Origin of the sequence: Halomonas tibetensis (assembly GCF_042643535.1) — a bacterium.
Taxonomy (GTDB): domain Bacteria; phylum Pseudomonadota; class Gammaproteobacteria; order Pseudomonadales; family Halomonadaceae; genus Halomonas; species Halomonas tibetensis.
Window position 1 is genome coordinate 18183 of the sequence record NZ_JBHRSQ010000008.1, and the last position, 17484, is coordinate 35666.

Annotated in this window: 15 protein-coding genes; 4 read left to right on the top strand and 11 right to left on the bottom strand. The window is 64.8% G+C overall.

Translation table 11 applies throughout. The annotated features are described in order from the left end of the window. Positions 1–188: 188 nt before the first annotated feature. Positions 189–3302, bottom strand: coding sequence for an efflux RND transporter permease subunit (locus ACFODV_RS05140; RefSeq protein WP_379755658.1), 3114 nt, complete (start codon positions 3300–3302; stop codon positions 189–191). Beyond that, positions 3302–4423: an efflux RND transporter periplasmic adaptor subunit gene (locus ACFODV_RS05145; protein WP_379755660.1), complete on the bottom strand. Its 1122-nt coding sequence runs from the start codon at positions 4421–4423 to the stop codon at positions 3302–3304. Before ACFODV_RS05145 ends, ACFODV_RS05140 begins: the two co-directional genes overlap by 1 nt. 300 nt (positions 4424–4723) lie before the next feature. Between ACFODV_RS05145 and ACFODV_RS05150 the strand changes: the two genes are divergently transcribed. After that, positions 4724–5914 (top strand): BaiN/RdsA family NAD(P)/FAD-dependent oxidoreductase, encoded by a 1191-nt coding sequence (locus ACFODV_RS05150; RefSeq protein ID WP_379755663.1) that lies wholly within the window; start codon positions 4724–4726, stop codon positions 5912–5914. A gap of 29 nt (positions 5915–5943) precedes the next feature. Here the strand turns inward: ACFODV_RS05150 and ACFODV_RS05155 are convergent, their stop codons facing one another. Further along, the gene (locus ACFODV_RS05155) at positions 5944–6678 is read right to left on the bottom strand and encodes a ParA family protein (RefSeq protein ID WP_379755666.1); all 735 of its coding nucleotides are present in this window, start codon (positions 6676–6678) and stop codon (positions 5944–5946) included. 148 nt (positions 6679–6826) lie between these two features. Next, positions 6827–7282 (bottom strand): CopD family protein, encoded by a 456-nt coding sequence (locus ACFODV_RS05160; protein WP_379755669.1) that lies wholly within the window; start codon positions 7280–7282, stop codon positions 6827–6829. Positions 7283–7435: 153 nt separating this feature from the next. Here ACFODV_RS05160 and ACFODV_RS05165 point away from each other — a divergent pair, with 153 nt between their 5' ends. Beyond that, positions 7436–7819 (top strand): ribonuclease domain-containing protein, encoded by a 384-nt coding sequence (locus ACFODV_RS05165; protein ID WP_379755672.1) that lies wholly within the window; start codon positions 7436–7438, stop codon positions 7817–7819. Next, entirely contained in the window at positions 7816–8313 is a 498-nt protein-coding gene (locus ACFODV_RS05170) for a barstar family protein (RefSeq protein ID WP_379755675.1), read from the top strand. The genes ACFODV_RS05165 and ACFODV_RS05170 overlap by 4 nt, the downstream gene beginning before the upstream one ends. 4 nt (positions 8314–8317) lie before the next feature. On the opposite strand, the gene ACFODV_RS05175 is transcribed toward ACFODV_RS05170, so the two are convergent. The 4 genes from ACFODV_RS05175 to ACFODV_RS05190 form a co-directional block, all read right to left on the bottom strand. Next, a complete protein-coding gene (locus tag ACFODV_RS05175) occupies positions 8318–8638 on the bottom strand; it encodes a YqjK family protein (protein WP_379755678.1) in 321 nt (106 codons plus the stop codon). Continuing rightward, complete coding sequence (locus ACFODV_RS05180) at positions 8628–9035, bottom strand: phage holin family protein (RefSeq protein WP_379755681.1); 408 nt, start codon at positions 9033–9035, stop codon at positions 8628–8630. Before ACFODV_RS05180 ends, ACFODV_RS05175 begins: the two co-directional genes overlap by 11 nt. Beyond that, complete coding sequence (locus ACFODV_RS05185) at positions 9035–9367, bottom strand: DUF883 family protein (protein ID WP_379755684.1); 333 nt, start codon at positions 9365–9367, stop codon at positions 9035–9037. The genes ACFODV_RS05180 and ACFODV_RS05185 overlap by 1 nt, the downstream gene beginning before the upstream one ends. A gap of 105 nt (positions 9368–9472) precedes the next feature. After that, on the bottom strand, positions 9473–10558 hold the full coding sequence (locus ACFODV_RS05190; protein ID WP_379755687.1) for a phospholipase A: 1086 nt from the start codon (positions 10556–10558) through the stop codon (positions 9473–9475). A 185-nt stretch (positions 10559–10743) separates the two neighbouring features. Between ACFODV_RS05190 and mscK the strand changes: the two genes are divergently transcribed. After that, positions 10744–14154, top strand: a complete 3411-nt coding sequence (mscK, locus tag ACFODV_RS05195) for a mechanosensitive channel MscK (protein WP_379755690.1) — start codon at positions 10744–10746, stop codon at positions 14152–14154. A 12-nt stretch (positions 14155–14166) separates the two neighbouring features. Here the strand turns inward: mscK and ACFODV_RS05200 are convergent, their stop codons facing one another. The 3 genes from ACFODV_RS05200 to ACFODV_RS05210 form a co-directional block, all read right to left on the bottom strand. Beyond that, entirely contained in the window at positions 14167–14943 is a 777-nt protein-coding gene (locus tag ACFODV_RS05200) for a TlyA family RNA methyltransferase (protein ID WP_379755693.1), read from the bottom strand. A 14-nt stretch (positions 14944–14957) separates the two neighbouring features. After that, positions 14958–15305 (bottom strand): P-II family nitrogen regulator, encoded by a 348-nt coding sequence (locus tag ACFODV_RS05205; protein ID WP_379755696.1) that lies wholly within the window; start codon positions 15303–15305, stop codon positions 14958–14960. 88 nt (positions 15306–15393) lie between these two features. Continuing rightward, a complete protein-coding gene (locus tag ACFODV_RS05210) occupies positions 15394–17415 on the bottom strand; it encodes a hypothetical protein (RefSeq protein WP_379755699.1) in 2022 nt (673 codons plus the stop codon). Positions 17416–17484: the final 69 nt, after the last annotated feature.

Here is a 17484-nt window from a genome sequence, read left to right on the forward strand (position 1 = left end):
ACAGGCAATGTAGGAGATTGACTACATAATGTGTCGGACCCGGGAAAGGGGAGTCGTGATGGAAAAGCGGAAGCCAGAACTGGTGGCGGCCGCTCCCTTGCGCATCGCCTCACCCGAAGGTGCGCTTCAGACAAGAGATGCCGGACTCCCCAGTGTGTCAACCTGAATCCATACTCAGAGCCCGCGCCTCAGTAGCGGATTTTACTCGTCACCATCTCTTCCTCAAGGCGTCGTTTGACGTCGCCGGGCGAACCGGTGCGCCGCGCGAGCAGGTCGTAGGCGACCGGGACCACGAAGAGCGTGAAGAGGGTGGCTGCGGCGAGGCCACAGAGGATCACGGTGCCGATTACCAGTCGGGTCTCGGCACCGGCGCCGCTGGAGACGATCAGCGGCACCGCACCGGCCATGGTGGTCACCGCAGTCATCACGATTGGGCGCAGCCGCGTCACCGCGGCTTCTACCAGCGCCTCGTGGAAGGCCATGCCCTGGTCGCGCAGCTGGTTGGCGAACTCCACGATCAAGATGCCGTTCTTGGCGGCGAGCCCCACCAGCATCACCAGCCCTACCTGGCTGTAGATGTTCAGTGACTGGCCGGTGAAATAGAGCCCCAGCAGGGCACCAAAGATTGCCAGGGGCACGGTGAGCATGATCACGAAAGGGTGCACGAAGCTCTCGAACTGCCCGGCCAGTACCAGGAAGACCACCAGGATGCCCAGCCCAAGCAGGAAGCCGGTGGCGCCGCTGGCCTCCTGGTAGTCCCGAGAGGCGCCCTTGAGGTCGGTCTGGGCCTCGGGCGGCAGGATCTCGTCCACCGTGGCCTCCAGGTACGCCAGCGCCTCGCCGAGTGAATAGCCGCTTTCCAGGTCGGCCTGCAGGGTGATGGCGCGAACGCGGTTGAAGCGGTTGAGGGTGCTGGGTCCGGCGAAGTCCTGGAGGGTCACCAGGTTGCTCAGGGGGATCAGCTCGCCGCTGCGCTGCGAGCGGACCCGGATGCTCTCCAGGTCGGAAGGGCTGGGCCGGGCCCCGGGTTCCCCCTCGATGATCACGTCGTACTCCTCGCCGTCGTCCACGTAGCGAGTCACGCTGCGTCCGCCCATCAGCGTCTCGAGGGTACGGCCGATCTCGGTGACGGTGACCCCCAGGGCGGAGGCGCGGGTGTAGTCGATGTCCACGCGCAGCTGAGGCTGATTCTCCTCGTAGTCGCTGTCCAGCCCTGTCAGACGCGGGTTGTCATCACGGATGTGCGCCATCAGGGTGTCGCGCCACTCGGCCAGCTGCTCATAGGTGCCGCCCCCCAGCACGAACTGCACGGGTTTCTGGACGCTGGACCCGAAGCCCTGGCGCATCACCGGGAAGGCTCGCACGCCGGGCAGGTCGCCGACCGTCTGGCGGACCTCATCCATGATCGCCCAGGCCGAACGCCGGCTGCCCCAGTCGGCCAGGTTGACGATCACGAAGCCGCTGTTGAAGTTCTCGATGTTCCCCCAGCCGCGCGGCGCGCGAACCACCACACGGTCGATTTCCCCGGCCTCCACCATGGGCAGCAGCCGGGCCTCGATCTCGTCCATGTAGTCGAGCATGTAGTCATAGGTGGCGCCCGGCGGTCCGTTGACCAGCACCCAGAAGTTGCCGCGATCCTCCCTGGGAGTGTATTCCTCGGGCAGCTCGCCGTTGAGCCATACCATGCCGCCGATGATGCCCAGGAACAGGGCCAGGACCAGCAGACGCAGCCTGAGGACCCGCTCGAGCAGGCGGCGATAGACGCAGCGCGAGTGTTCCAGCACCCACTGTACGCCGTGGGCCAGGCGGCCCTCGTGCATGTCCGCCTTGAGTATCTTGGAGGCCATCATCGGCGTCAGGGTCAGCGCCAGCAGGCTGGAGATGGCCACGGCCGCGGCCAGGGTCAGAGCGAATTCGGAGAACAGCCGGCCAATGTCGCCCTGCAGGAAACTCAGCGGCAGGAACACCGCGATCAACACCAGAGTCGTGGCGATCACCGCGAAGGCGATCTGGCGGGTGCCTCGGAAGGCCGCCACCAACGGGGTTTCGCCGTGGTCGTGCATGCGTCGGTGGATGTTCTCCAGCACCACGATGGCGTCGTCGACGATCAGCCCGATGGCCAGCACCAGCGCCAGCAGGGTAAGGAGGTTGATGGTGAAGCCCATCACCGCCAGGGCGGCGAAGGTGCCGATCAGGGCGATGGGCACCGTGACCGCCGGGATCAGGGTGGTGCGCAGGTTGCCGAGGAACAGGAAAATCGCCACGACCACCAGGCCCATGGCGATGAACAGGGTCTGCACCACCTGGGAGATGGCCCCTGAGACGAATACCGAAGAGTCGAAGTTCAGCGACAGTGACATGCCCTCGGGCAGGCTGTCCTGCACCCTCACCATCTCGGCCTGAACCCCCTTGGAGATCTCCAGCACATTGGCGGTGGACTGCTTCATCATGCCCAGTCCCACCATGGGCGTCCCGTTGCCGCGGAAGATGGTGCGCTCTTCCACGGCGCCGATCTCCACCCGGGCCACATCGCCCAGGCGAACCAGGTAGCCGTCGTGGCCCTGGTCGAGCACCAGGGATCGGAAGTCGGCGGGAGTAGCGAAGTTGCGTGGCAGGCGCACGATGAACTGGCGCTCTCGGGACTCGATGGCCCCGCCAGGCAGCTCGACGTTTTCGGCGCGCAGGGCGTTTTCCACGTCGCCGGCGGTGAGATCGCGAGCTGCCAGGGCATTGGCATTCAGCCACACCCGCATGGCGTACTCGCGCCCTCCGCCGATCCTGACCTGGGAGACGCCGGGCAGCACCGAGAAGCGGTCCACCAGGAAGCGGTTGGCGTAGTCGGTGAGCTCGGCCATGGAGAAGCCCTCGCCGGACAGCGACAACCAGATCACTACGTCGGAGCTGGTATCGGCCTTCTGCACTTCCGGCGGGTCCGCTTCCTCGGGCAGGTTGTCCAGGGAGCCCGAGATGCGGTCGCGGATATCGTTGGCGGCCGCGTCGATGTCCATGTCCAGGCCGAACTCCACGCTGATGCTGGAGCGGCCGTCCTCGCTGGAGGAGGAGATCACCTCGATCCCGGAGACGCCGGAGATGCGATCCTCCAGCACCTGGGTGATGCGCGTCTCGACCACGCTGGCGGAGGCACCGGGGTAGCGGGTGTCGATGCCGACCACCGGCGGGTCGATGGAGGGGTACTCCTGCAGCGGCAGGCGCTGAAGGGCCAGCAGCCCGAAGGCCACGATCAGGGCCGCCAGCACCACCGCCAGGACTGGCCGCTGGACGGAGATGTCGGAGAGGCGCATCAGCCGTTCGCCTCTGCAGCGTCACGCCCGCGGCTGAGCAGCTCGGGGATGCTGGTGTCGTCGTCGATGATCCCCAGCAGGCGGGTCGACTGGCCGTCGCGGACCCGTTCGGTGCCGTGCGCCACCACCAGCTCGCCGGCCTCGAGTCCCTCGAGCACTTCCACCTCGCCCTTGCGGCGGGCACCGATGACCACCTGGCGACGCTCGACCCGGTACTGGTCGGACTCGTCCAGTACCAGCACGAACTGGCGTTGCCCCTGGGGGATCAGGGCCGACTCGGGCATCACCAGGGTCTCGCGTGGCGCGCGCTCGACCACCACCCGCATCAGCATGCCGGGGCGCAGGCGGTGATCGGAATTCTCGAGCGCGGCGCGCACCGTGACGCTGCGGCTGACCGGGTCCACGCGGGCGCCGATGGTGGCGATCTCTCCGGCGAAGGTGGTGTCGGGAAAAGCGCCACTGACCGCGGTCAACGGCAGGCCGGGCGCCACTTGGCCCAGGGCGAGCTCGGGCAGGGTGAAGTCGAGTTTCATGATGTCCAGCTTGTCCAGGGTCACCAGTTCCGTGCCCGGGGAGACGAGGGCACCGACGCTGACGTTGCGAAAGCCCATCACACCCCCGAAGGGGGCCAGGATACGGTAGTCGGCCAGCCGGGCCTCCAGCCCCTGGATATCCGCCTCTACCTGGCGCAGCCGAGCCTGGGCATCTTCCACGTCGGCTCGGGGGGCGAGATTGCGGGTCTGCAGCTGGGCCAGGCGGTTCACCGTGGCGCGGCGCTCGTCACGCTGAGCCTGGGCGGCGCGCAGCTGAGCCTGCTGCTCGTCATCCTGCAGGCGCACCAGCAGTCGGCCCGCCTCGACGACCTGACCATCGCGGAAATTGACCTCGACAACGGTGTCGGTGACGGTGGCAGACAGCGTCACGCTCTCATCGGCGCGCAAAGTGCCAAGTGCCTCCAGAGGATCTGACCAGGGCTCCAGGCTAACCCGGGCACCGATCACCGGCGTTGTTTGCTGAGCCAAGGCAGTGGTCGAAACGACATGCAGAACAATGAGCAGCGCCGGCAGGGCGAAGAGTGCCCGGGAGGAGAGACGGTGAAAAAATGACGATGAGGCGGTCATGGGAGCTCTTGGTTGTATGGCCAGAAGGGGCGGGGAGGCAATACCCGTCGACGCTGTGTCAACAAGTTATAATTGCAGACTCACTTTCGCGCAGTCACCTTCGCGCAGTCACTTGCGCGTACTCATTTCGCATAGCTTGATTTTGTTAGTGTACAAGAATTGTACATAGGTTCCATCGCTGTGCATCTCAACATCGCTGTGCATCTCAACATTGCGCATCCGTCTGGCAAGGAGGCGTTCATCACAGAATGCTATCGGCCTGCTAGAATGCGGTTCCTTGAGACTTGGCCGAGAGTGACCATGACCTATGATGCGGTGATCATCGGCGCGGGTGCCGCAGGGTTGATGTGCGCCCTGACGGCGGGTTACGCCGGGCGGCGGGTACTGGTGATCGACCATGCCAACAAGGCCGGGCGCAAGATCCTGATGTCCGGCGGTGGGCGCTGTAACTTCACCCATCTGAATTCCTCGCCGGCCAATTTCTTTTCGGATAATCCGCACTTCTGTATCTCGGCGCTGAAGCGCTACCGCCCGGAGCACTTCGTCGAGCTGGTGGAGCGACACGGCGTCGATTACGTGGAGAAGACCCCAGGGCAGCTGTTCTGCGCGGACTCCGCCAAGGAGATCGTGCGGGTGCTGCTCACCGAGTGCGAGTGGGCCGGAGTGGAGCTGCGTCTCAAGACCTCTGTCGAGCGCATCGAGCGCCACGGCGAGGGCATGCGGTTATTGACCTCGTCTGGGGCCATCGACTGTGGTGCCCTGGTGGTAGCTACCGGAGGGCTCTCTATTCCCAGCATGGGCGCCACCGGCTTTGGCTTTGATCTTGCCCGTCAGTTCGGGCTCTCCGTGACCGAGACGCGCCCGGCGCTGGTGCCCTTCACCCTGACCTCCCAGTGGAAGGCGCGGGCCGAGGCTCTAGCCGGTGTGGCCTGTGAGGTCTCCGTGCGAACGCTGCGCGCTGGCGAGCCCCGCGGCCACTACCGCGAACCCCTGCTCTTCACCCACCGCGGCCTGTCGGGGCCGGGGATGCTGCAAATTTCCAGTTTCTGGGAGCCGGGTGACGAGCTGGCCATCGATCTGCTGCCGGGCGTGGATGCCTTTGAGGCGCTGTGCGCCGCCCGGCGGGAGACGCCCAGGCGCCAGCTCTCAAGCTGGCTGGCCGAGCAGCTGCCCAGGCGTCTGGCCCAGGGGCTGGTCGAGTGGCACGGCGGCGATGGCGTGCTGGCCGAACGGGGAAACGCCGAGCTGGCCGCCTGGGCGGCTTATCTCGGTGACTGGCGAATCAAGCCAGCGGGCACCGAGGGTTGGCGCACCGCCGAAGTGACGATGGGCGGCATCGACACCCGGGCGGTGTCGTCGAAGACCTTCGCGGTGGAGGGGTTGCCCCAGCTACGATTCATCGGCGAGGTGCTCGACGTTACCGGCGAGTTGGGCGGGCATAACTTCCAGTGGGCCTGGGCCAGCGGGGTGGCCTGCGGCGGGGCGGTCTGAGGGTTCCATCGAGCGGTTATTTACGGGCGCTATGCAAGGCGCTGGGCGATCTCCTGCCACAGCGCCCGGTAGGCTTTGGCCGCTGGCGTTGCAGAAGCAAAATGGCGCAGCGGGGCGCGCTCCACCCCCATGCGCTCGACTACGCTGGCGCTGGGAATGGACGTTGAGAGTCTCAGGGGCCAGCGTTCCGGCAGGGCGGTAATGGTGTCTCTGTGCAGGGTGCGGCGTCGGTCCGCCAGGGTCACGAAGGGCCATACCTGGCAGGGGATGTCGCGCTCATCCAGGAAGTCGCGCAGCTGTTCCAGGGTGCGCACCGAAAGCACCGTGGGCACGATGGGCACCAGCAGGGCATCGACGCTGGCAAAAACGCTCTCTGAAAGGGTCGAGAGACTGGGTGGGCAGTCCAGGATGACCAGATCGTAGTCGTCGCGAATCGGCTTGAGGATGCGTCGCAGCTGGTTCTCGCGCTGGGCGGCCAGCAAGTGATCGAGATCCCGTGAGGCCAGTGCGGCGGGCAGCAGGTCGAGGCGCTCGATCTCTGTTGCGCGGATCACCTTGTGGAAGGCGGCATCACCCTTTACCAGCCGTTCTACACCGCCACGAACCTTCGGTTTGGCGCGAAGATAAAACGTGGTGGCCGCTTGGGGGTCGAGGTCCCACAGCAGAACTCGCCATCCAGCCGCGGCGGCCTCTGCGGCCAGATTTACCGCGGAGGCGGTCTTGCCGACCCCGCCCTTGATGCTGTAGAGCGCCAACATTCGCATGGCGTGCCTCCCCTCATTCTTCCCCGTTTACCGCGTTGCCTTCAGGCAGGCACGTTGCTGCGGTACATTAGCAGTTTCACGAACCCATAAGATGACATTTTTCTGACAGTCGACTGCTCCGGGGACGATCCTGCCGATGACGCAGCCCTTACATATAGCGTCCGCCGCTGGCGATGGCGACGGTGACCAGGCCGAGAATCAGGTTCAGCCCGATCATCCGACGAATCTGGCCGAGCTGGCGACCGCCCTCGGGCCAGTCGGCGGCATCCACCGCGCGGCATAGCCGGCGATAGGGGGCAAACCAGAGGTGCAGGAAAATCGCCATCATCGCCAAGCCCAACAGCAGCATCAGGTGGATATGCCAGCGCGCTCCGGCCATGCCACCGAACACTGCGAACAGCATCCACAGCCCGGTGACCAGCAGCACCCCTACGGACGCCCATACCCAGGGGAAGAAGCCGGCGAAGACGCCGCGCCACAGCGCCAGGCGAGCCGGCGGTTCCAGCAGACCGGCCGCCACTGGTCGCAGCACCATCCAGGCGAAGAACATCCCGCCCACCCAGATAACGGAGGCGAGCACGTGTAGGGCAATGGCGATGGGCATGGCAGTTTCCTTGCGTTATCCGAGTCGACGGGTGAGCGTAGCGCCGCCCTCGCACCATAGCGCGATCCAGCGGTCAGCGTCATCCGCGGCTGGTTTGCGTTGACGTCTCGCGGCATGATGATTAGCTCCTGATCGTCACCCATCGAGAGGAACATGAAGAAGATACTGCTGGTTGCCTTGCTGGCCTTGGCTGGCCTCTCTCAGTTCCAGGAGCTGGGGTCCTGGTTCGGATCTGGAACCGGGGAACCTGCCCCCGTTGAACAGCGCCTCTCGGGCCAGATTCAGGTGGATGAGACGCTGCGGTTGATCGAGCGGGGTGGGCCCTTCCCGCACACTCAGGATGGCACGACCTTTCATAATCGTGAGCGGCTGTTGCCCCAGCGTCCCCGGGGCTACTACCGCGAGTACACTGTCGAGACTCCGGGGTTGTCACATCGCGGCGCGCGGCGCATCGTCACCGGCGGCAATCCGCCGGAAATCTTCTACTATACCGATGATCACTACGCTTCATTCCGAGTGCTGGAGGATCGCCGATGACCTTGCGATCCTCCGGAGAGGCGCTGGCGCGCTTCCTGGCCAACCCCGCCCACAGCGGCATCTATCGTCTGGGGGCCTCAGGAGCCACGGACATTGGAGAGGCCGAAGGCCTTTGCTGGCACTGTCTGCCCGTGCCCCGGCGCTGGAACAGTGAAACGCTGCTGGATGCCCTGGCGGCAAGCCTGGCCTTTCCCGCCCACTTCGGCCGCAACTGGGATGCGGCCTGGGACTGTCTGACGGAGCTCGAATGGAAGGCTGGCAAGGCGCGAGTGATTCTGGTGCCCGCGGCCCCGGCCGACGGCGAGGCCATGGCCATTTTTCTGGAGCTGATGAGCGATGCCAGCCATCACTGGGCGGCCCGGGGTAAGTCCTTGGCAATCCTGATGGTCGAGGATGGAGTGTGCGGCGAAGAGGACGACTTTGCCGGCGAGGTGCCGGCGTGGCTTGCGGCGTTGCCGTCTCTATCGGATACGGCGCTGGGTGAGACGGGGTAGGGAATCAGGGTAGCATGCGACGAGCGCGTCTCAGCAGCAGGCCGCCGGCTGCCAGCCGCTTGACGACTCGCAGTACAGTATTGGGGTGACGGGCGCTTTCCAACAGCAGCGCACCTCCCAGAGCCAGGAGCGGCACTTTGAAACGCACCAGCATTCCCCAGCCCTCGTCGATAGGACGTCCTGCCTCGCGGTAGCGACTTGCCTCCACCAGGATATCGATGCGCTGCTGCTCTATCCTGGCTTCCAGCTGTGCCTTGCGTTCGGCACGTGAGAGCGCCGATGCTTCATGGTGTGCCGGCAGCCGAGATCTGGAATCAGCGTTCATGACGTTCCTCCCGGCGGTCCTGCTCCACCAACTCGCGGTCGGTAGCCAGGTGCTTCAACGTGCTGGCCAGCAATGTGCGCCGCTTGGCCAGTTGCAGCGCCCGCAGCGCCAGCAACAGCCCCCCACCGAGCAGCACTCCGGCGCTGACGCCGATGGCGGTGAGCCGGTAGCTGTCCCAGAAGGCGACGATGACCAGGGTGGTAAGCACCCCGATGCCTAGCATCAATAGAATGAGGCTGAGCCCCACAATCAGCAGCAGGCCCACCAGCCGGACTCGCTCCTCCTCGAGTTCCACAACGGCAAGACGCAAGCGTGTCTCGCCGGTGGCCAACAGGCTGCCCAGCAGACGCCGGGCGGCGGTGAACAGGCGCTGTGCCGGTCCCTGGCTTTCCGGCATCAGCGACGCCCGATCAGCATGCCGACGACAATGCCCAAGGCGGCGCCGATGCCGATGCTGGTCCAGGTGTTGTCGTGGACGTAGCGATCGACAGCGTCGACCTGATGCTCGACGGAGTCGCGGGCCTCGCCATAGAGGCGCTCGCCGCGGTCTTCGAGGCGATCCCGAGTCTCCTTCAGGCGTTTCTCGGCGCGAACGCGCAGCTCCTTGATGTTGCTTCGGGAGTCATCAGCCGTGGCGTTGACCAGCTCTTCGACGGTCTGGGTGAGATGGTGCAAATCTTCCTTTAGCTGCTGGGTGGATTCGTGATTATGGTGAGTACGGTTAGCCATCGGGTCTTCCTCTGACGATGAATGACAGGCTCATCATAGCAGTCGACGTAGCGGTTGCCACGGCTGCGGCGACCTGTACCGACGTCAGCTTGATCGGGATCAGCATCAACGGGTCATGCTGCCGCCGCTGAACAAGGGATTTAGGCTGAAGCCCAGGCTCAGACGATGATTGCGATGATTGTAGTCGATCATGCTCTCGCCATGGCCGTAGTAGTACTGCACGTGGCCGCGGACGTTGCCGTTGAACAGCGGCCAGGAATAGTCCACCTGGGTGCCCATATTGCCCGCGCTGGGATTGCCCCGCCAAAGCAGGCTGAGCTCGTTCTCGCCGAATCGCCGGGCGACGGTGACATCGCCATAGCCCATATAGCGTTCGATGTCGGGGTTGTCGTCCTCGCTCTCCGACTCCGGGATGCGCCAGTGAGGGGCCAGGCTGAAGGCCCAGTCGCCGCGCTGGAAGATGCTCTCGAGGTAGACTCGGTTCCAGCTGCGCGAGAGCGGAGCGGAGCGACCGTTGGAGGTATGGTTCAGCGCCAGGCGGTTGCGCACGTTGGTCCAGCCCAGGGCCCGCCAGGCGTTGTCGAAATTCATGAAGATTTCCGGCTCATAGTTGGTCTCGCGGAAGGGCGAGGATGAGTCGGTGTTATATGCCTGCCACCAGCTGCGCTGGGTATAGGCGAAGTAGAGGTCGCCGGTGTCGCCGAACAGCCCCTCGACGAGGTTGACCTTGGCGCTGAACTGGAACTTCACCTCGATGTTGTCAGGGCCGTTTTCTGAGGAAATGTCCTGGAAGGCTTCTCGGTTGGGACTGTTCGTATAGCTGGCGGGGAAAAGGTAGTTGCGCCGATAGGTGGTAATGGAAAAGGGATTGCGGCGGGATTCGAGTTCAAGCTCGCGACGCTCTCGGGCCTGCAGGGCCGCGACCTCGTCTGTTGGGACCGTTTCGGACGGAATAACGTCGTCTCCGGGCAGCCCCTGAAGCTCGCTTTGCAACGACTCGAGCTCCTCGTTGAGCGCCTGGATGCGGGCCTGAATGGCGTCGCGGTCTGCGGCGTTCTCTCCGACGCCGGCTCCGGATGTGTTAACACCCAACTGCCGAAGCTGCTGGGTCTCAGCCTGGGCTACTCCTGCGAGCAGCAGCAGTGCCAGGCTTGCGCCGGCGAGAATGGCAGAGCGGTTCAGCGAGGACATGGGGAGATCCGTAGGACAATGAGGATTCAGACAGTTGTTCTACCACGCCCGGCGGTCAAGTCAACAGCGTGGGACCTTGACGGGGAAGGTGATTGCCATGCCCGTTCCAGGGGAAGAGAATTACCCCTGATCAATATGTCTTGCAAGCGAGGTAGGCCGTGGCGATAGGTGCGGGCGTAAGCCCCATGAGCAGGGAGGGAGCGAGTCGATGGGGATGGCCTGCCCTGGTGCTTTTGGTCCTGCTGTTGGTAGCCGTTCTGCAGCCGGTTCTTGCTGAGGTAGACCTGCCGGAGCGCGCCGACGTAGCGTTGCGGCTCGATGCTCTGGCTCCCGAGGAGGACGAGACCCCCAGTGCTGCTCAGCTTGGCGAGATAGAGCTGCTGGAAGAGACGCTGTCCTCCCTGGCCTCTCTGGAAGAGCAAGAAAAGCGTATGGAGGCCCTTGAAGCACGTGTCGAGCGGGCCCCTTCGGAACTGCTGCGCCTTGAGCGAGAGCTGCGGGCAGAGGAGGAGGCGGCCCTGGACATGTCGGCCACCGGCCTGGACGACCTGTCCCTGGATGAGTTGGAGCAGCGCCAGCAGGAGTCGGTGATCGAGCTTCAGCGGCTGCAGGATCGTCTGGCCGAAGTCAACGCCCAATTGCTTTCGGCCCAGACCCTGCCTGAGCGCGCCCAGCATGCGATCTCCGAGGCCATGCAGGCGGTGGAGAGGGCGCGTCGCGCTCAGGATGAGCTCGAGAACCGTGAGCTTCCCAGCGATGATCCCCGGCTCTGGCAGCAGCGGGTGGAGCGTCGTCTGGCCGAGCTCACCCTGCTGTTTCATCAGCGTGAGCTGAGTACTAACACTCGCCTGCGCGAGCTCGACCAGCAGCGCCGCGACCTCATGACCCAACAGATCGCTCGGCAAGAGTCGGAACTCTCTCTGCTGCAGAACGTCATCGAGCGCAAGCGGCGCCTGGCCTCTGAGCAAGCCATTGCCGATGCCGTCCGGGACGACCCGCTGCTCGAGGCCGGGCACCCGGTTCTCGAGCGTGCCCAGCAGGTTAATCGCGATCTCAGCCTTGAGCTGCTGAGAACGAGCGACCGAAGCAATGCGCTGGTGCGCGAGAGCCTGGTGGTGCGTAGCCAGCTCGATCACGTCCGACAGTTGCAGCGCAGCCTCAACGAACAGATCGAGGCGATCCGCGGCAGCATTCTACTGTCGCGGATTCTTCGCGAGCAGCGCCGCTCGCTGCCCCAGGTGGCACCGCGACGTAACCTCCAGGATGAGATCGCCGATCTGCGCCTGCGCCAATTCGACCTGGTACGCCAACGCGATCAGCTGCGCCAGGGTGAGCGCCTGGCCAAACAGCGCCTGGAAGAAGCCGGTGTCGATGTCAGCGATGCTCTGGTCGATTCCCTTCAGCGTCTCTACCAGTCTCGCCGCGAGCTGGTGGACCGCCTTGAGCAGACCTATGGCACCCTGCTGAGTTCGGCCATCGAGATGCAGCTCAACCAGCAGCAGCTGCTCGAGATGTCGCGCGAGCTGCGCGCGACCATCGACGAGCAGCTCTTCTGGGTCGCTAACACCCGGCCGCTCGATCTGGCCTGGGCGCGCCAGCTGCCCAATAATCTTGTGCTTGAGTGGCAGGAGGGGGAGTGGCGGCAGGTGCTGCCGGTGCACTGGCGCCTGCCCGACGCCGGTGCTCTGGTGAGCGTGCCCCTGTTACTGGTGGCGATCGGACTGATGTGGAGTCGCCGGCGTATCAAAGCCCGCCTGGCGACGCTGCATGAGCAGGTTGGGCGTCTGCGCAGCGATACCCAACTGCATACGCCCCGGGCAGTGTTGTTGAATGTCCCACTGGCGATTCCCGGGCCCCTGATCCTGGCGGCCGCTGGCAGCGTATTGCTGGCGGGCGGCGAGGGGATCTCTCACGGCCTGGGCCTGGCCGCCTTGCAGCTCTCGCTGGCCTGGGCGGTGATTGCCTGGGGCCGACGCCTGCTGGTCCTGGACGGCGTAGCCACAAAGCACTTTTACTGGCCGGCGGACTACGCCGCACGTCTGCGTTGGCTGCTCGGCTGGCTGGGACTGGCCCTGGTGCCGGTACTGGTGATCGCCACCCTGGCACGAGATACCGACTTCGGACTTAACCATCGCCCGGTAGCTCTGGGCTTGCTGGTCACGGGTTTGCTGGTGATGAGCTTTCTGCAGGCCCGGCTGATCCTGGCCCATGCGCCTTTCTTCGGCGTGCGGCTGTTTCGCCTGGTGCTGGGGCTGGCCATGGCCGCTGTCCCCCTGGTGCTGGTCGGGCTGATCGTGGCCGGCTATGAATACACGGCGCTGAGCCTGGTGGGGCGCTTCGTGATCACCCTCTACCTGCTGGGGCTATGGATCCTGGTGGAGGCCTCGGTGGTGCGTGGCCTGGCGGTGGCGGCACGCCGGCTGGCCTTCAAGCGGGCCCTGGCCAGACGCCGTGCCCATGCCCAGGAGTCGGCCGACGGGGGGCTGGAGGTAGTGGAGGAGCCGCCGCTGGACATGGAGCAGATCAACCAGCAGTCGCTGCGCCTCTCCAAGCTGATCCTGCTGATCGGCTTCGCGTTCCTGCTCTACCTGGTCTGGTCGGACCTGCTGACGGTGCTGGGTTATCTGGATCAGGTGGCGATCTGGGAGACTGACGAAATGGAGGGCGGCGACCTGGTCGGCAGCACCCTGTCGGTGGCCGATATCTTCACCGCGCTGCTGATCATCGGACTGACGCTGATGATGGCCCGAAACCTGCCGGGCCTTCTCGAGGTAATGGTACTGTCGCGTCTGGAGATGAAGCAGGGCAGCGCCTACGCCATTACCTCGCTGCTCTCCTACACCATTGTGGGCACCGGCCTGGTCTCGTCTCTGGGCACGCTCGGCGTCTCCTGGGACAAGCTGCAATGGCTGGTCGCCGCGCTGAGCGTGGGGCTGGGCTTTGGCCTGCAGGAAATCTTTGCCAATTTCGTGTCGGGCCTGATCATCCTCTTTGAGCGTCCGGTGCGCATCGGCGATACCGTGACCCTGGGCAACCTGACCGGCACGGTGAGCAAGATCCGCATTCGTGCCACGACGGTGACCGACTTCGACCGCAAGGAGATCATCATCCCCAACAAGACCTTTGTCACCGACCAGCTGATCAACTGGTCACTGTCGGACACGGTCACCCGGGTGGTACTGACCTTCGGCGTGGCCTACGGGTCGGACCATCGGCTGGTGCATCGTCTGCTGCGCCAGGCCGCCGACGAGAACGCCCGGGTGCTGGCCGACCCCGAGCCCCAGGTGTTCTTCATGGTCTACGGCGAGAGCACCCTCAACTTCGAACTGCGGATCTTCGTCAACTCCCTGGGCGATCGCCTCTATGCCACCGACGAGATCAACTGCCGGGTAGGAGAGTTGTTCGCCGACCATAACATCGATATCGCCTTTAACCAGCTCGACGTCTGGCTGCATCGCGCCGACGGACAGGCAGCTCGGGTGCAGCATGTGGTGCCTTCGAGCGAGCCCGCTGTGGCGAATCCGCCTCCCGGGGCAGGGGGCGATCCGGGTGACGTAGACCCTGGCGACAGTGGCGGGGGAGGTGATGGGCGCTGACATGAGGCGGGCTCAGGCCGGTGGGGCCTCCCGCACGGCATAGAGCAGAAACTCGCGGTTGCCGTCGCCGCCAAGCAATGGGCTTTCCCGCCAGTGGTGGATCGACAGTCCCACGCCGAGGCAGCAGGCGCGAATTTTCGCTTCCACATCAACGTAGCGGGCGGAATCGTTGACCAGGCCCCGGGCATTGACCCCGCCGGGGCCCACTTCGAATTGAGGCTTGACCAGGCTTACGAGCTCGCCACCCGGCGGTAGAAGGCCGGCGAGCTCTGGCAGAATCAGAGTCTGAGAGATAAAGGAAACATCCATGACCGCAAGACATGGCCCTGCAGCGCCCTGTGCGGCAAGAGCCTCACTCAGTCGCGGGTCACCGGCCATGGCCCGGGCGTTAAGCCCTTCCAGGCAGGTCACTCGGGAGTCCCGGCGCAGGCTTGAATCGAGCTGGGCGTGGCCCACCTCCACGCCGATCACGTGGCGAGCGCTGTGGGCCAGGGCGCAGTCGGTGAAGCCGCCGGTGGACTGGCCCACGTCGAGGACCAGCCTGCCCGTCAGGTCGAGCCCCAGCGCCTCGATCAGCGCCTCTAGCTTGAGCCCCGCCCGGGACACATAGCGCTCTTCGGGATCCGCCTCCACCGCCAGGCGAGTGTCCTCCGACAGCTTCTCGCCGGGTTTGGTGAGTATCTTGCCTCCATCAGCCAGGCTCACCCGCCCATGGCGGATCAGCCGCTGGGCGCGGGTGCGTGAACGGGCCAGGCCCTGGGTGACGAGCAGCTGGTCGAGTCGCGGCATGGGGGAGTTCTAGCTCAGGATCGGGAAGGGGAGGCCTGGAGCGCCTTGATGTGCTCGCCGAGCCCAAGGGCACGGTTGACGTCCAGTTCCAGAGCGACTCCGGTGTCCAGAGAATCGTCGAGGCCACCGGCCTCTGCCGCGGCGTCAAGGACGGCATCGGCACGGTTCGACTCGACAAGGATCAGTATCACGCTACGAGAGGCCATGAACTCCAGTCCGAAGAAGGTCAGGTGGGGCTTGAGCCCCTGGCCCTGGGCGTTGTTGATGATGGTGGCGCCGGTGGCGCCCGCCTTTCTGGCGGCGTCCAGCACCTTGTCGGTCCTGTCCTGATCGACAAAGACCATCAGCAGCTTGAAGTCCATGTTCATCTCCCTCTATCGCCAAGTTGTCGAGACCGGGGCTTCGTGCTGCACATTCTGGCAGAGCCTGTCGTGAAGTTCCTGATCGGCATCAAGGCGTGCCACCGGGACCCGAGTCCGCTTGCAGGTCGGTGGGCGGGACTCTGTCCGCTCCCCAGCTGCGGTGGATGTGGCCGATCACCACATCGAGCTCCTCCTGAGTGACCTGGGCCAACTCGCCACGCTCCAGCGGGTCGTAGTGGAAGATGTAGAGACGCGAGGCGAACTGATCGAAAGGCAGTGAGGCCTCGCCAGCGCGCTCGCCGTGGTCGGCGGTGCTGACCTTGATATCGTCGCCCCAGTCCTGACCGCTGTCATTGTTGGGGTTGAAGAAATAAACCCGCATCACATCGGAAGGATCCAGTGATACGCGCAGCACGGTGATGGCGTGCCAGCCGATGAAGCGAGCGGCGCTGTCGGTCACTGCAATGCCAGCCGGCTGAGGGTGAATCAGCGGCTGATTGCCGTTGTAGTAGGGGTGGTAGCTGGCATAGAAGTGGCGCAGGAAGGTGTCTAACTCGTGAAGCTGGCCCGTGGCCACGTCAACGTTGATGCGAAAGCCCCGGCCGGACCACCAGCCGTGGAACTCGGGGTTGACCCAGCGGTGGGGGTCGCCCTCGCGGCCAATGCAACGCCGCCCCATCTCGGCGTAGATACGATCCAGGTGGGGGACAACGATCAGCGATACCGGATCGAGGTCCATGGGCAGACTCTGGGCCACGCCGCCGCTGCTCTCCATCGAGGAGATCGGTTGGCCTTCGAAATGCATGATGATCTCGTCGTCGCGGGCTGCCCACGCCACCATCTGCAGCAGATAGTCGGGATCATTGTAGGCCCACATGGAGAGGGCCCGGGCCGACTGGCAGGTAGGGTTGTTGCCCTGTCCCACGCCCAGCGGCTGACCGAGCATGCAGAGCACTCCTTCGAGCAGCCGTGCTCTGGGTGAAACCGCCTCGCCAAAGGCCAGATTGAGCCGCGCCTGGGACCATTCTGTCAGCGTCAGGCTCATCTGGCGCCACATGGCCGGGGCGACCGGCGGCTGGTAGAGGATGCCGCGCTCCAGCATCAGCGCCAGGCCGAAGACCGCTTGGGGAGTGGCCGGGTGTACGCCGCCGCGGATCAGCGCCGACACCAGCTCACGGTAGCAGAGCAGGCAATCGCGGCCGGTGGCCGAGAGCCCGAGCGCCTCGGCCACCAGGTGATCGCTGTGATCCAGCAGGTGACGCAGCAGCACCGGGTGGTAGGCCGACACCAGGCCGGTGTCGTGCATGGCCCGGGCGAAGCCGGTGGCCTCTCCCTGGAGCGCGGCGCCGTCCATGCTCGAAAGCCGTTCACGATAGATGTCAAGACCCGGATCCTCACGGCAGGCCCGAGTCGGGCCGAACAGTGAGCTGACCAGGCGGTCGGCGCCCTGGCCGCTGATACCCAGATCGATCTCCGGATTGGCCTGGCAGATGGCGATCTGGGTAATCATTGCCTTGACCGGTTCAACCTGGATGGGGCGCTGATGCAGGATGCGCCAGATTTCGTCGATCAGTCGGTCGATGATGTGCTCGTAGCCGATGCGCTCGGCCAGATGCTGGAACAGATTACGGGGAAGCTGGGCCAGGCGGCCCTGTGTCTCGCGCTCAGCCTCGCTGGGCGCGCCGAACAGCAGCCACAAATTGATCGCCATCACCTGGGTCAGGTAGTGGTGGGCCTGCTCGGCCGAGATCTGATCATGCAGATACTCCCCCTTTGCAACGGCCAGAAGGCGCAGCTCGCTCAGCGCCTCGATCGCCACCAGATTGGGGTCGGCGCTCTTGAGGGAGTGGGTCGTCAACGAGGGTACCAGGAATTGGGGAGTCTGCCAGTCGGAGCCCGAGAAGACCCCGGCCTTTTCAAAGGACTGGGCACGAGCTTCGATGGCGGCGGCACCGCCTTCTTGCAACAGCACCCGGCGGGCGGTGTCGAGCACTCGTGGAAGCTTACCGGGCCTTGCAAACTTCGGGGCGTTAGCCAGCAGGCTGATCGCCTGGTCCAGTTTCTGGCAAAGGCCGACGAGCTTGTCGTCGGCCGCAGGCGTTGCACTCATGTCTTGCGTGTGTCGGTGCGTGGTCACGCCGATTCCTTGTCGTCAGGATGTCATCTCTCCATGACGCCT

Coding starts and splice junctions, on each gene's coding strand:
- ACFODV_RS05140 (WP_379755658.1), bottom strand. CDS start 3,302: ATGCGCCTCTCCGACATCTCCGTCCAGCGGCCAGTCCTGGCGGTGGTG.
- ACFODV_RS05145 (WP_379755660.1), bottom strand. CDS start 4,423: ATGACCGCCTCATCGTCATTTTTTCACCGTCTCTCCTCCCGGGCACTC.
- ACFODV_RS05150 (WP_379755663.1), top strand. CDS start 4,724: ATGACCTATGATGCGGTGATCATCGGCGCGGGTGCCGCAGGGTTGATG.
- ACFODV_RS05155 (WP_379755666.1), bottom strand. CDS start 6,678: ATGCGAATGTTGGCGCTCTACAGCATCAAGGGCGGGGTCGGCAAGACC.
- ACFODV_RS05160 (WP_379755669.1), bottom strand. CDS start 7,282: ATGCCCATCGCCATTGCCCTACACGTGCTCGCCTCCGTTATCTGGGTG.
- ACFODV_RS05165 (WP_379755672.1), top strand. CDS start 7,436: ATGAAGAAGATACTGCTGGTTGCCTTGCTGGCCTTGGCTGGCCTCTCT.
- ACFODV_RS05170 (WP_379755675.1), top strand. CDS start 7,816: ATGACCTTGCGATCCTCCGGAGAGGCGCTGGCGCGCTTCCTGGCCAAC.
- ACFODV_RS05175 (WP_379755678.1), bottom strand. CDS start 8,638: ATGAACGCTGATTCCAGATCTCGGCTGCCGGCACACCATGAAGCATCG.
- ACFODV_RS05180 (WP_379755681.1), bottom strand. CDS start 9,035: ATGCCGGAAAGCCAGGGACCGGCACAGCGCCTGTTCACCGCCGCCCGG.
- ACFODV_RS05185 (WP_379755684.1), bottom strand. CDS start 9,367: ATGGCTAACCGTACTCACCATAATCACGAATCCACCCAGCAGCTAAAG.
- ACFODV_RS05190 (WP_379755687.1), bottom strand. CDS start 10,558: ATGTCCTCGCTGAACCGCTCTGCCATTCTCGCCGGCGCAAGCCTGGCA.
- mscK (WP_379755690.1), top strand. CDS start 10,744: ATGAGCAGGGAGGGAGCGAGTCGATGGGGATGGCCTGCCCTGGTGCTT.
- ACFODV_RS05200 (WP_379755693.1), bottom strand. CDS start 14,943: ATGCCGCGACTCGACCAGCTGCTCGTCACCCAGGGCCTGGCCCGTTCA.
- ACFODV_RS05205 (WP_379755696.1), bottom strand. CDS start 15,305: ATGGACTTCAAGCTGCTGATGGTCTTTGTCGATCAGGACAGGACCGAC.
- ACFODV_RS05210 (WP_379755699.1), bottom strand. CDS start 17,415: ATGAGTGCAACGCCTGCGGCCGACGACAAGCTCGTCGGCCTTTGCCAG.